The following is a 12,696-nucleotide window of genomic DNA, read 5'->3' on the forward strand; positions in this document are numbered from 1 at the left end:
GTTGGCCTGTAGCTGAGGTGTAAATAGCAGTGAAAGAACCCATGCGATGAACGCCGATTTAATTGTTCATCAGGCGATCTAGTTCAGCGGGTTTGCTTGCTTTGCTGCGCCCTTCATCAAGGCTGATCTCGCCCTTGTGAACTAAATCGGCAAGGGCTCTCTCAAGGGTTTGCATGCCGCGTTCGCCGCCAGTTTGTATTTGGGAATACAGCTGAGCTGTTTTGCCTTCACGGATCAAATTGGCGATGGCTGGAGTGTTGATCATGATTTCTTGAGCCATCACGCGACCGAACTGCCCAGGGGCAGGATTTTGGCGTTTGCAGAGTGTCTGAGAGAACACAGCAGTCAGGCTTCCTGAGAGCTGCACGCGGATTTGAGTTTGCTGGCCAGGTGGAAACACATCCACCATCCGATCCACGGTCTGCGCCGCGGAACTGGTGTGCAGGGTCCCAAACACCAAATGCCCGGTTTCAGCAGCGCTGATCGCTAGTTGAATCGTTTCGAGATCGCGCATTTCACCCACCAAGATCACGTCTGGGTCTTCGCGCAGTGCAGCGCGCAGAGCATTGGCAAAACTGCGCGTGTCCTCGTTGAGTTGGCGTTGATGCACCAAGCTCAGATCACTGTTGTACACAAATTCGATCGGATCTTCGATGGTGAGGATGTGCTCAGCCCTCGTGTGATTGATGTGATCGAGAAGCGCTGCGAGGGTGGTGGTTTTGCCGGAGCCAGTCGGACCCGTGACCAGGACAAGACCACGGGGACGTTTGCTGGTTTCCACCACGACGGGAGGCAGATTCAGCAATTCAACGCCGGGGATTTTGCTTCCAAGAGCACGCAAGCAGGCGGCGTAGCTGCCTTTCTGCCGGTAAACATTCACGCGAAAACGGGCGACCCCTTTCAATCCATACGCGCAATCCAGCTCCCACGTTTGTTCCAGCGTTTTGCGTTGGCTGTTATTGAGCATGGAGAAGATCAGGCGGTTGCAGCCTTCTTCACTGAGTGCTTCCTCCTGCATCGGTCGCAGTTCGCCGCTGAATCGGCCATAGGGCGGTTGACCGCTGGCGATGTGGAGGTCGCTTCCACCTCCATTCACCAGTTGTTCCATCAGGTCTTCGATCATTGGTTCCATGCTCGGAGCTCTTACTGACGCGGTGTCAGGCAATACAGGCATTCCAGCCAACCTTCTTGCAGTCCGCCACCACATCCCCGGCAAGTGATAGTGCTAAGGGCCCTGGCTCGTTGTTCCGATTCCAGCCCTGCATCTGTCAACACCATCCGGTCCACCTCTTCCAGGGTGGTGTGACCTTCGCGGACGAGATCAAGGCTGTAGCCGAGCAAGGTTTTCATACCTGCTTCGAGTGCCAACTGGCGGACGAGATCAGTGGTAGCGCCTTTGGCGACGGATGCCGCCAGCGCTTCATTCATGCGAAGCACTTCGTACACACCGATACGGCCCTTGTAACCCGTGCCCTGGCATCGAGGGCATGCCGATTGTTGTCTTTCGTGGTGTTTGGCTTTGAAAAAGGTGACATCGCCTTCATGGCTCGTTAGCAGGCCAAAGCGTCCCAGCTTTTGGGAATCGGGGTGATAAGGGATACGGCAATCGCTGCAGACGCGCCTGAGTAAGCGTTGGGAGACGATGCCAAGCAAGGATGCGCTCACCATGAATGGTTCAACGCCCATTTCGTCGAGGCGGGCGATGGCGCTCGGGGCATCGTTGCAGTGCAGGGTGGTTAAGACCAGATGTCCTGTCAGAGCTGCTTCGATGGCAGTTTTTGCTGTTTCTTGATCACGGGTCTCACCCACTAACAGCACATCTGGGTCCTGGCGCATGAAGGCGCGAAGAGCAGTGCTGAAGTCAAAGCCTTTCTCACGATTCACCTGACATTGGGTAATACCAGGCAATGTGTATTCAATGGGATCTTCTACGGTGGAGATATTGATCCCAGGTTCGTTGCGTTCCGCTAACAAGGAATAGAGAGTTGTGGATTTACCAGATCCTGTTGGACCGGTCACAAGAATCATCCCGAATGGTTTGGAGCCAAGGGTTCGCACAAGCTCGAGTGTGGTGGGATTGGAAATGAGTTTATCCAGCCCTAATTGAGTGGATTGGCTATCGAGTAAGCGCAGGCAAATCTTTTCCCCGTAGCGGCTGGGAAGACTGTTGACTCGGAAGTCAACGGTTCGTTCTTTGTAGTTTCTACGGATACGTCCATCCTGTGCTTGCCTCCGTTCAGCGATATCAAGATCGGCCATGATCTTGAAACGAGAGGTAATGGCTGGAATTAATTTAGTGGGTAGTGGTTGCGTTAAGTTTGTCAGGACTCCATCCTTCCTGAATCTTATTTGTAATCCTGAATATTGTGGTTCTACATGGATATCACTGGCATTCATGTCTAATGCCTTTGCTAAGATACGATCAACTAAAGTGATAATCGGCGACTGATCAGTACTTGATGGGTCGACGTCAAGTGATGAGGCTGAATTACTTTGAATTTCTGCTTCATCTGGATCGGCATTCAAAATTCCTTCAACATCAAATCCATCGAGAAAGGATTTAGCTGTTTCGCTAACTGATGCTTGATTGATCTTCGAATTTGAGTCCACTGATTGTGGATCAAGAATCCGCTTTAGATCCGCTGCATTGGCAAGGACGAGCTTGGAGATATAGCCATGGCTTCTTAAAATCTGCTTGAGTTGTTCACGATTCTCTCGGTTGCTGCTGCTTGCGATGGCCACCATGAGGGTGTCGACGCTGAGATGAATGGGGAGCGCTTGAAGTTGTTTCCAGGTTTCCAGGTCCAAAACCTTCCCTGATTGCAGAAGTGCTTCTCCAGCGGCGAGCTCTGCTTCTGAAATCAGCTTTGCCGGCAGAGCAGGCGGCAGGGGCATTCGGTTGAAGTCGGCGCTCATGCTGATTCGGCTTTCCGCGCTTGTGGTGGGTCCGTGTGACCCTTCAACATGTCTAGACGTGATTTCGCATCTGGTCAGCATGAGCGGCGACGCTTCCATCCCGGCTAACGAATCGGCATCGGATGTTCCCGAAGCCCAGCAGGACCCCACTCCCTCTGTCGAGGAAACCCCCGGCGCTGCTTCTCCCGACGCTGTTTCAGAGGGAGCTCCCTCTGAGCAGACCAATGAAGCGCGGCTTGAGCAACTGGAGCGCGAGCACAGCACCCTCCGCCAAGAACACGAAACCCTGAATGCTCAGTACGTGCGCATCGCGGCCGACTTTGACAATTTCCGCAAGCGTCAGAGCCGGGATCAGGACGATCTGAAGCTGCAGATCACCTGCAGCACCTTGAGTGAAATTCTGCCTGTGGTTGATAACTTCGAACGCGCTCGTCAGCAACTTGATCCCCAAGGAGAAGAAGCGCAATCGCTGCACCGCAGCTATCAGGGTCTCTACAAGCAACTCGTTGACGTTCTCAAGCAATTGGGTGTGGCCCCGATGCGGGTGGTTGGTCAAGAGTTCGACCCCAGCCTTCATGAAGCGGTGCTGCGCGAACCCAGTGACGAACATCCAGAAGACGTAGTGGTTGAAGAATTGCAGCGTGGTTATCACCTCAGCGGCAAGGTCTTGCGACACGCTCTGGTCAAGGTGTCGATGGGACCTGGACCTCAGCAGTCAGATCCAGCTGCCCTTGGAACTGAGGGCGGTGATAGTGCACCAGCCCAAGGAGATGACGGCACCTCGACGGCCGAGGCGAGCGAATGATTCAAAACTTATGCCTAGTGTGCGCAGCGGAATGACGAGCTGATGGCCGATTACTACGACCTCCTTGGCGTTAGCAGGGATGCAGATGCCGACACCCTGAAGCGCGCTTACAGGCGGATGGCTCGCCAATATCACCCCGATATCAATAAGGACGCTGGAGCGGAAGATCGCTTCAAGGAGATTGGTCGCGCCTACGAGGTGCTGAGTGATCCCCAAACCCGCGGGAGATATGACCAGTTCGGTGAGGCCGGGCTCGGTGGTGGCGGTGGCATGCCCGACATGGGCGATATGGGTGGTTTTGCGGATATCTTCGAAACCTTCTTTAGTGGGTTTGGTGGTGCTGCAGGTGGCGCCGGTCGTCAGCGCAGGCGTGGGCCTCAACAGGGGGACGACCTCCGCTACGACCTGACGATTGATTTTGCTCAGGCTGTCTTTGGCCAAGAGAGGGAGATTCGCATCCCCCACCTCGAGACCTGCACCACCTGTGGTGGCAGCGGTGCCAAAGCGGGCAGTGGTCCCACCACCTGTACCACCTGTGGCGGAGTTGGGCAGGTGCGTCGCGCCACGCGGACGCCATTTGGGAATTTTGAGCAGGTGGCTGAATGCCCCAGTTGTAATGGCACGGGACAGGTGATTGCTGATCCCTGCAGTTCCTGTGGTGGTCAAGGGGTCACGCAAGTCCGTAAGAAATTGCGCATCAACATTCCCGCTGGTGTCGATACAGGCACCCGATTGCGGGTGTCTGGTGAGGGCAATGCCGGCCTGCGTGGTGGTCCGTCAGGCGATTTGTATGTGTTCCTCACGGTTAAATCCCATCCGAGCTTGAGGCGCGACGGGCTCACCGTCCTTTCGGAAGTGAAGGTGAGTTACCTGCAGGCGATCCTTGGCGACACCATTGAGGTGGAAACTGTGGATGGACCTGAATCGCTGGAGATTCCAGCCGGTACCCAGCCCAATTCCGTGTTAACCCTTGAAAACAAGGGCATTCCCAAGCTGGGCAATCCGGTGGCCCGTGGTCACCAGCGCATCTCTGTCACGGTGACCTTGCCGACCCGTCTCAACGATGAGGAACGCGGTCTTCTTGAAGATCTGGCTGGACACCATTCAGCCCGTGGTGAGCAGCACCACCACCATAAAAGCGGTCTGTTTGCCCGACTCTTCGGGCAACGCTGACGGATGCGTGACGCCCCCTCCGATCATTATCTGGATCTAAGGGGCACCCCCTGTCCAATCAATTTCATTCGTTGTCGTTTGGCCTTGGAGGCCATGGGCCCCGGGCAGCATTTTCAGGTTGATCTCGATCGGGGTGAGCCTGAGGAGATGGTGATACCGGGGCTCACTCGGGATGGTCATCAGGTGGAGGTGATCGACCAAGCCAAGGATTGGGTGCGTCTTCAGGTGGTGTGTGGTGGTGGTTGATCAGCCGGCTCAGTCCGGCATGGTTGTGGCGCTCCAGGCCAACTACTTGGAGGTGGAGCTAGATCAGGTTTCCGAGTTGATTCCCTCACGACTGCTTTGCACGCGGCGCACGCGTTTGAGTCATCGCGGCGAGGCTGTTTTTGTCGGAGATCGGGTCAGGGTAGAAGCCATTGATGTGAGCCATGCCCGTGCGGTGGTCGCTGATGTGGAACCTCGCTTCAGTTTTCTGACACGCCCGCCTGTCGCCAATGCCACCACGGTGGTCGTGGCATTGGCCGTGGACCAACCAGCGTTTGATCCCGATCAGGCCAGTCGTTTTTTGTTGACAGCAGAGCGAACGTCACTTGTTGTGCAGCTGGTTCTCACGAAAACAGATCTCTTAGAGCCGGAGGCATTAGAGACCCTGCGCATGCGCCTGTATGCCTGGGGGTATCCCCCTTTATTGGTGTCGACGAGCAACGGCCTTGGGCTCTCCAAGTTGAAAGAACGTCTTGCTGGATCGCCTCTTTCTGTGCTTTGTGGGCCCTCAGGCGTTGGCAAGAGCTCCTTGCTGAATGCCCTGATCCCTGAGCTCGAACTGCGGATCGGCGCCGTTTCCGGACGGTTACAGCGGGGACGTCACACCACGCGGCATGTGGAGTTGCATCGCTTGGGCGCTGATGCACGCGTTGCTGATACTCCCGGTTTCAACCGGCCAGAGTTGCCAGATGACCCCAGAAATCTTGAGGTGCTGTTTCCGGAATTACGCGCGCAACTCGAGCATCATCCTTGCCGTTTTCGGGATTGTTTGCATCGTGAAGAACCTGGATGCGGAGTCACGCGCGATTGGGAGAGATACCCGATCTACAGGCGAGCCGTAGAGGAACTTCTAGGTCTTAGCCGCCCATCCCGGGGAGGTTGAGATTGAGTCCGCCAGTGAGTTCTTCCATGCGTTCTTTCATCGTGCCGGTGGAGCGTTCATAGGCGGATTGCAAAGCCGCGAGTGTGGCGGCTTCTGTGGCTTCCTGTCCTTCGCTCAGCAGGGTTGGATCCAGCCGCACCCTCAAGGGTTGTTGATTGCCAGATAACCAGATACTGGCTCGACCGTCTTCACTGTTGCCCTCGATCTCCATGGCATCGAGTTCTTCTTGCAGTTTCTGCGCGTCTTGCTGGATTTGTTGAGCCTTTCGGAAGGCCTCGGTGAGCTGTCCGAAATTGGGAAGTCCAAACCCTGCCATGACGCCAATGAAGTGATGCGAAGGCTAATCGGTCGTTTGAAAGCCCAGGCGTTTCACTTCAGGATGCAAGGTGATTCCGTGTATTCGCTCCACTTCGTTCTGCACGAAGTCGATCAAGGTGCGGATGTCATCGGCCGTGGCATCACCAACGTTGACGATGAAATTGGCATGCACCGGTGAGACCTCGGCGCCTCCGATGCGTTTCCCCTTGAGCCCTAAGCCTTCGATGAGCTGACCAGCTTTTTCGGGCTCTGGGTTGCGGAACACACTTCCGCAGCTTGGCCATTGGTACGGCTGGGTGGTGGTGCGATGACTGAGGTTGCCACTGGTCTTTCTCATCAACTCCTTGGCGTCGTGGCCTGGCTCTAATTGGAACTGCGCCGCAATCACTAAGTGTTCGCTGCCTTGAAGAAGGCTGTGTCGGTAGTCGTAGGCGAGCTCGGCGTTGCTGAGCATCGTGGTGGTCTTCACCGCGTCCGTTAGCGATCGATCGATCACCTCCACGTAGGTCAGCGAGTCGGCTGTGGAGCCGCCCTGAGCTCCTGCGTTCATGGCCGCGGCCCCTCCCACGGTTCCAGGGATACCAACGGCCCATTCCAGCCCATGCAAGCCGAGTCTGGCCGCGCGCCTGGCAAGCGTGGGAAGCGGTTCACCCGCCAAAGCCTTCACCTGCCCTGATTCGGCATCCAGTTGGCTGCCTTGCAGGCGGCGTAAGCACAAAGTGAGACCTGGAAGACCAGCGTCAGCAATCAGCAGGTTTGATCCGGCTCCAATCACTCGGGTGGTGAGCCCTTCCGTTTGGGCCCACTGGAGAAGCGCGAGACATTGTTCAGCATCGTTGGGCTCGGCCAACCATTGCGCTGGACCTCCCACCCGCCAAGTGGTGTAGTTCGCGAGGGACACCTGCTGTTGGAGAACCCCAGACTCGAGAAGGGCATTCAGGCTGCGATCGCCGGTGAACATGACGCCTCTCCTCCAATTCCTTTCTGGGACAGACGGTCCCAGAGACTGTTCACATCACCAGCGCCCATCGCCAAAATCAAGTCTTCAGGCTGACTGTGCTGCATCACCAGTCCTGTGAGCTCTTCCATCGTGTTGGCCACAAAGACGGGTTGATGGGGATCCATCAGCCGAATGGAGCGTGCCAGAAGCTCACTATTGATGCCCTCGATCGGTTGTTCACCGGCGCCATAAATCGGCGCAAGAACGAGGGCGTCAGCGGACAAGAGTGCCTGGGCAAACGCGTTGAGAAATTCTTGAGTCCGGCTGTAGCGGTGCGGTTGGAAAACAGCGAGAAGGCGTTGGGGTGTGCGAGGTAGTGGGCTTCGGCCGCTTTGCACCATCAGTTGGGCCATGGTCAGAGTGGCCTGAACTTCGCTGGGGTGATGGGCATAGTCATCCACCACTTGTCGGTTTTGCCACTCCCCACGGAAATCAAAGCGGCGACCTGGTGAACGCAGTTCTGTCACAGCCGACAGAAGGGGCTCCAAGGGAACACCTTCCATGCGGCAGGCCGCTAAGGCCGCCACCACGTTGCTCAGGTTGTGCAGACCAGGCAGGGGAAGGGTGATTCGACCCATCCGTTGCCCTTGCTCGTAGTAGTCGGCGATGGTGCGATCCCCATCAAGTTGCACAGGCAAAGCGGCGTAATCGGCTGTTTCGCAGTGGTGAACAGACCAACAGGCATCGGCTTGAAAGTGTTCTTGAAGAATCGGATCGTCTTGATTGATCAGCAGGCGTTTGCAGCTTCGGCCAAAAGTTTTCATCGTCTCGATCAGGTCGTCGAGATTGCGGTAATGGTCCGTATGGTCCAGTTCGAGATTGGTGATCATCCCGAGGCTGGCCTTGAACTTCACCAGGGATCCATCCGATTCGTCTGCCTCAGCCACCAGCAGACGACCGTTTCCGCTGTGACCGTTGCTGCCATAACAGGGAACAACACCACCAATGACGGCGGTGGGATCTTCGCCAACGGTGGCAAGAAGCGTGGTCACCACGGTACTTGTGGTGGTTTTTCCATGGCTACCGGCCACAGCGATTGCAGGTTGTTGTTCGATCAACCAGGCCAGAAGGTCGGAGCGATGCCAAATCGTTAAATCCAAACGTCGCGCTTCGATCAGTTCTGGATTGGTGCTGGGAATGGCCGTACTGACCACCACCAAGGGCGCATTAATGCCTCGCGCGCTGAGGTGGGTGAAATTGTTGGAAACCTGGCTTTCGAAAAGGGCGAGTGCTTTCGTCTCAAGCGCCTGCATGGCAGGTGTGAGTTTGCGATCGGATCCGCTCACGGAATGGCCTCGTTCCGCAAGAATCAGGGCCAAGGCCGACATACCGATGCCGCCCATCCCAATGAAGTGAATGTGCTTCTGGGATTGGATCGAATCGGCCAAGGGGAGTCAACGTGAAGACAAACGATAATCCAGGTTTTCCTTGTGGCCAACTGCCCGAAGCTCATTCGCTTGAATTTTTCGGCCAGATCAATAGGTGGTTTTTCCAAATAAATTCTGTATGATCTGCGGCCAAAACCCCTACGCGGTAAGACCGCTTTATTTCTGCCATGACCTTGCGCGTTGCCATCAATGGATTCGGCCGAATTGGTCGCAATGTGCTGCGAGGTTGGATCAGTCGCGGTGCTGACACTGGTCTGGAAATTGTGGGCATGAACTCCACGTCTGATCCCAAGACCAGCGCCCACCTGCTCACCTACGACTCGATTTTGGGTCGTCTGGATCCATCAGTGGACATCAAAACTACTGATGACTCCATGTTCATCAATGGTAAGGAAATCAAATTCTTCGCCGATCGCAACCCCCTCAATTGCCCCTGGAAGGAATGGGGTGTGGATCTGGTGATCGAATCCACCGGTGTGTTCAACACCGATGAGAAGGCCAGCATGCACATCCAGGCTGGTGCCAAGAAGGTGATTCTCACCGCTCCTGGTAAGGGTGCTGGGGTCGGCACATTCGTGGTTGGAGTCAACGACGATCAGTACCGCCACGAAGATTGGGACATCCTCAGCAACGCCAGTTGCACCACCAACTGCCTGGCGCCCATCGTCAAAGTTCTGGATCAGAACTTCGGCATGGAATGGGGTTTGATGACCACCATTCACAGCTACACCGGTGACCAGAGAATCCTGGACAACAGCCACCGCGACTTGCGTCGTGCCCGTGCAGCTGCCCTCAACATGGTGCCAACCACAACCGGCGCAGCCAAGGCTGTCGCCCTGGTTTACCCCGAGGTGAAGGGCAAGCTCACCGGCTTCGCCATGCGCGTTCCCACTCCCAACGTGTCCGCTGTTGATCTCACCTTCGGAACCTCCAAAGGCCCATCGGTTGAAGATGTCAAAGCAGTGATGAAGAGTGCCTCGGAAAATGGCATGAAGGGAATCATCAAGTACAGCGACTTGCCCCTCGTTTCCACCGATTACGCCGGCACGAACGAATCAACCATCTTTGATGCCGATCTCACCTACGCCATGGGTGACAAAGCTGTGAAAATTCTTGCTTGGTACGACAACGAGTGGGGCTACAGCCAGCGCGTCGTCGACTTGGCTGAGGTTGTTGCCAAAGGTTGGAAGTAACCCTCAGCTTCAGGATCGCCTTCATCTCCAGCCCTCCCTTTGGGGAGGGTTTTTTATGCGCTGGATCAGCCGTAATGGGAGAACCCTGATGGCTGGAGCAGCGCACCATCGTCGGCCCAGAGGATCTTGCCTTTGTCGGCCGTGATGGCTCCGAAGCAATGACTTCCAGGCTGATGCTGTGTCCAGGATTCAGCCCACGCAGGAGGCAGGCTGAGCACGAGTTCGAAATCTTCCCCTCCACTGAGGCACCAGCGATCCCATGGGCCGTCACAGGGCCAGGCAGCGGCGCGTGGGAGAGTCTCTCTGCGCAGAACAGCGCCGCAGTCACTGCTTCGACAGAGACCGGTCACGGCAGCAAGCAGGCCATCGCTGCTATCGGTCCCACCGGCTCGCCAGGGAAGATGGTCGGGTTTGCAGGCCATCAGGGTCTGAAGGGCATCAAACCTTGGCCATGGGCGCTGGTGGCATCGAATCGCTTGCTCTTTCAGTGTGAGTGGAAGGGAGCGTGCGCTGGGGAGCGGTGTGTCTTGCAGGAGTGCCAGGCCAAGTCGGCTCAGTCCATGGGGGCCGCTGCTCATCAGCAGATCACCCGGTTGGGCCTGTGCTCGATGCAGTCGCAACGGTCCGACCCGTGCAAAGGCACTGATGGAGAGCAGTCGTTGGTTTCCGGTGCTGCAGTCACCTCCCAGCAGAGTTCCACCAAAGTGCTCGAGTGCTTCTGAGATGCCTTGATACACCTGTTCGACCCACCACCAGGATGTGGTTCCTGGGGCTACCAAGCCCACCGTGATCCCCTCCACCTGCTCGGAGCCGCTGGCCGCTAGATCAGACAGGTTGGCGACAACGGCACGCCAACCCACATCGGCGGGGGCGGTGGTGGCATCGCTGAAATGAACACCTTCCACCATGACGTCGGTGTTCACGAGCAGAGCCCTGGAATCAGGTGGAAGCAAGGCTGTGTCGTCGTTGAGCTGGCCGGGGGGAGCAAAGCGGGCCAGACGGTCCAGCAGCTCCGCTTCTCCGAGTTCAGCCAGCGTGATGCTCACGGCAGCGTCAGGCGTGATCTTGCAGTCGATCGGCGCCTTCGATCACTTGGATGCGTTTAATTCCATCGTCAACGCCCAGCTCTTCGAGAACGTCAAAGCCATCCACCACGTAGCCAAAGGCGGCATTGCGCCCGTCCACGAGGTTGAGGCCAGCAGGCGTGAGTTCTGCTTCGTAAAGGAACAGGAAGAATTGCGACGACCCATCATCAAGGGCTTGGTCGGAATGGGCCCAGCCCAGAGTCCCGAGGGTGGAAAAAGGAAGCACGGCTGCTGCTTTGAACAGACCAACGTCCTCGAAGGTTTCGTTGTAGAGGGTGTCGGTTTCGTCTGGAACGCGAATCTCTAGGGGAACGTGGCGTTCCTCTTTGGTTTTTGGGTCGACGTAGCCGATGTCTGGACCTTCCGGGTCTCCGGTCTGAAGGATGTAGAAATCTTCAGCGCGGTTGAAAGGGAGACCGTCATAAAAGCCCTTCAGGCTGAGATCGATAAAAGCGCCTGCTGTGAGAGGGGCGTTGTAGCCGTCCACAACGGCGGTGAGGTTTCCCTGGGTTGTTTCGATCACCACGGTTGCCCGACCAGCAAGCCTTGGCAGGGCATCGAATTCGGAGGGGATGTCAGGCAGACGATCGTCGATCAGCAGGGCTTCGAGATCACCGACTCGGCTCAGAGTGTCACGACGGATCTGGATGAATCCATCTCTGTCGTTGGCATCTGTTTCGTCTTGAAGCTTGACCAGGTCAGCGCGCACCTCATTGAGGAGCAACTCAGCCTGACTGCGTTGCTCTGCAGGAACGGCTTCAAGAATGCTGTTGCCTCTGGTGGCCACCAGTTTCTGGGTGCGGCTCACCGTGCGTCCCAAAGCACTCCAGCGCTTTGCACGTAAATCGTTACTCGTGGATTCCAGCCGATGTTGAAGCTCGCGGAGATCCTCTTGATTCATCGGCAACGAATCGCGCAGGATCGCCGCAGGATCCTGTACGGCATTGCCTTGAGGGAGGTCTGCCCATACCGGTTTGGCAAGCCAGAGGCCAAAGGCGGCTAGCCAGGCAAGAAGCAGAGCGGTCAGACGGCGGTGAGCCAAGGAGAACCCCAGGTGCTATCAGGACTTTGGCACAGCCGTATGATCCACTGAACCGTTCAGCGGGAATGATCTCCAGCAACGACTTTCGCACCGGCACCACGATCGAGCTGGATGGAGCTGTCTGGCGCGTTGTCGAGTTTCTGCACGTCAAGCCAGGCAAGGGATCTGCGTTTGTACGGACCAAGCTCAAGGCTGTCCAAAGCGGCAGTGTGGTGGAGAAAACTTTTCGGGCTGGAGAGATGCTTCCCCAGGCTGTGCTCGAGAAGTCGAAGCTTCAACACACCTACATGGAGGGCGAAGATTTCGTCTTCATGGACATGTCCTCCTATGAAGAGACGCGCCTAACCGCCAAACAGATCGGAGAGAGTCGTAAATATCTCAAGGAGGGTATGGAGGTGAATGTCGTCACCTGGAATGACAAGCCCTTAGAGGTTGAATTGCCGAATTCGGTTGTGTTGGAGATCGCTCAGACCGACCCCGGTGTGAAGGGAGACACGGCAACCGGCGGGACGAAACCTGCCATCCTGGAAACCGGTGCTCAGGTGATGGTTCCCCTGTTTTTATCGATCGGCGAAAAAATTAAGGTTGATACTCGCAACGACACCTATCTGGGACGGGAGAACGGTTAA

At 56.4% G+C, this 12,696-nt stretch carries 13 protein-coding genes; 6 read left to right on the forward strand and 7 right to left on the reverse strand.

Annotated features, from left to right (window positions below; genetic code table 11):
* Nucleotides 1-58: 58 nt before the first annotated feature.
* Nucleotides 59-1,132, reverse strand: coding sequence for a type IV pilus twitching motility protein PilT (locus SynROS8604_RS00095; protein ID WP_186544668.1), 1,074 nt, complete (start codon nucleotides 1,130-1,132; stop codon nucleotides 59-61).
* Nucleotides 1,133-1,143: 11 nt separating this feature from the next.
* Entirely contained in the window at nucleotides 1,144-2,916 is a 1,773-nt protein-coding gene (locus SynROS8604_RS00100) for a GspE/PulE family protein (RefSeq protein WP_370586531.1), read from the reverse strand.
* A gap of 79 nt (nucleotides 2,917-2,995) precedes the next feature.
* Between SynROS8604_RS00100 and grpE the strand changes: the two genes are divergently transcribed.
* The 4 genes from grpE to rsgA are packed head-to-tail and all read left to right on the forward strand — an operon-like array spanning nucleotide 2,996 to nucleotide 6,041.
* A complete protein-coding gene (grpE, locus tag SynROS8604_RS00105; protein ID WP_255445108.1) occupies nucleotides 2,996-3,721 on the forward strand; it encodes a nucleotide exchange factor GrpE in 726 nt (241 codons plus the stop codon).
* Nucleotides 3,722-3,763: 42 nt separating this feature from the next.
* Nucleotides 3,764-4,894, forward strand: a complete 1,131-nt coding sequence (dnaJ, locus tag SynROS8604_RS00110; RefSeq protein ID WP_186544671.1) for a molecular chaperone DnaJ — start codon at nucleotides 3,764-3,766, stop codon at nucleotides 4,892-4,894.
* A gap of 3 nt (nucleotides 4,895-4,897) precedes the next feature.
* Nucleotides 4,898-5,140: a sulfurtransferase TusA family protein gene (locus SynROS8604_RS00115; RefSeq protein WP_186544672.1), complete on the forward strand. Its 243-nt coding sequence runs from the start codon at nucleotides 4,898-4,900 to the stop codon at nucleotides 5,138-5,140.
* A complete protein-coding gene (gene rsgA, locus SynROS8604_RS00120) occupies nucleotides 5,127-6,041 on the forward strand; it encodes a ribosome small subunit-dependent GTPase A (RefSeq protein ID WP_370586532.1) in 915 nt (304 codons plus the stop codon). Before SynROS8604_RS00115 ends, rsgA begins: the two co-directional genes overlap by 14 nt.
* Here rsgA and SynROS8604_RS00125 read toward each other — a convergent pair.
* From SynROS8604_RS00125 to murC, 3 genes are read right to left on the reverse strand one after another with little or no spacing between them, the layout of a single operon-like run.
* Entirely contained in the window at nucleotides 6,016-6,357 is a 342-nt protein-coding gene (locus tag SynROS8604_RS00125; protein WP_006854981.1) for a YbaB/EbfC family nucleoid-associated protein, read from the reverse strand. The two genes, rsgA and SynROS8604_RS00125, sit on opposite strands and share 26 nt — an antisense overlap.
* A 24-nt stretch (nucleotides 6,358-6,381) precedes the next feature.
* Nucleotides 6,382-7,320 (reverse strand): UDP-N-acetylmuramate dehydrogenase, encoded by a 939-nt coding sequence (gene murB / locus SynROS8604_RS00130; protein WP_186544673.1) that lies wholly within the window; start codon nucleotides 7,318-7,320, stop codon nucleotides 6,382-6,384.
* Nucleotides 7,296-8,747 carry a UDP-N-acetylmuramate--L-alanine ligase gene (gene murC / locus SynROS8604_RS00135; RefSeq protein WP_186544674.1) on the reverse strand — a complete coding sequence of 484 codons (1,452 nt, stop codon included), beginning with the start codon at nucleotides 8,745-8,747 and terminating at the stop codon, nucleotides 7,296-7,298. Before murC ends, murB begins: the two co-directional genes overlap by 25 nt.
* Before the next feature lie 167 nt (nucleotides 8,748-8,914).
* Here murC and gap point away from each other — a divergent pair, with 167 nt between their 5' ends.
* Nucleotides 8,915-9,940, forward strand: a complete 1,026-nt coding sequence (gene gap / locus SynROS8604_RS00140) for a type I glyceraldehyde-3-phosphate dehydrogenase (protein ID WP_006854984.1) — start codon at nucleotides 8,915-8,917, stop codon at nucleotides 9,938-9,940.
* A gap of 65 nt (nucleotides 9,941-10,005) precedes the next feature.
* Here the strand turns inward: gap and thiL are convergent, their stop codons facing one another.
* Together thiL and SynROS8604_RS00150 are read right to left on the reverse strand one after the other, a co-directional pair.
* Nucleotides 10,006-10,986: a thiamine-phosphate kinase gene (gene thiL, locus SynROS8604_RS00145; RefSeq protein WP_186544675.1), complete on the reverse strand. Its 981-nt coding sequence runs from the start codon at nucleotides 10,984-10,986 to the stop codon at nucleotides 10,006-10,008.
* Nucleotides 10,987-10,993: 7 nt separating this feature from the next.
* A complete protein-coding gene (locus SynROS8604_RS00150) occupies nucleotides 10,994-12,067 on the reverse strand; it encodes a peptidylprolyl isomerase (RefSeq protein ID WP_186544676.1) in 1,074 nt (357 codons plus the stop codon).
* 65 nt (nucleotides 12,068-12,132) lie between these two features.
* Between SynROS8604_RS00150 and efp the strand changes: the two genes are divergently transcribed.
* A complete protein-coding gene (efp, locus tag SynROS8604_RS00155) occupies nucleotides 12,133-12,696 on the forward strand; it encodes an elongation factor P (protein WP_006854987.1) in 564 nt (187 codons plus the stop codon).

This window comes from Synechococcus sp. ROS8604, assembly GCF_014279655.1.
Lineage (GTDB): Bacteria > Cyanobacteriota > Cyanobacteriia > PCC-6307 > Cyanobiaceae > Synechococcus_C.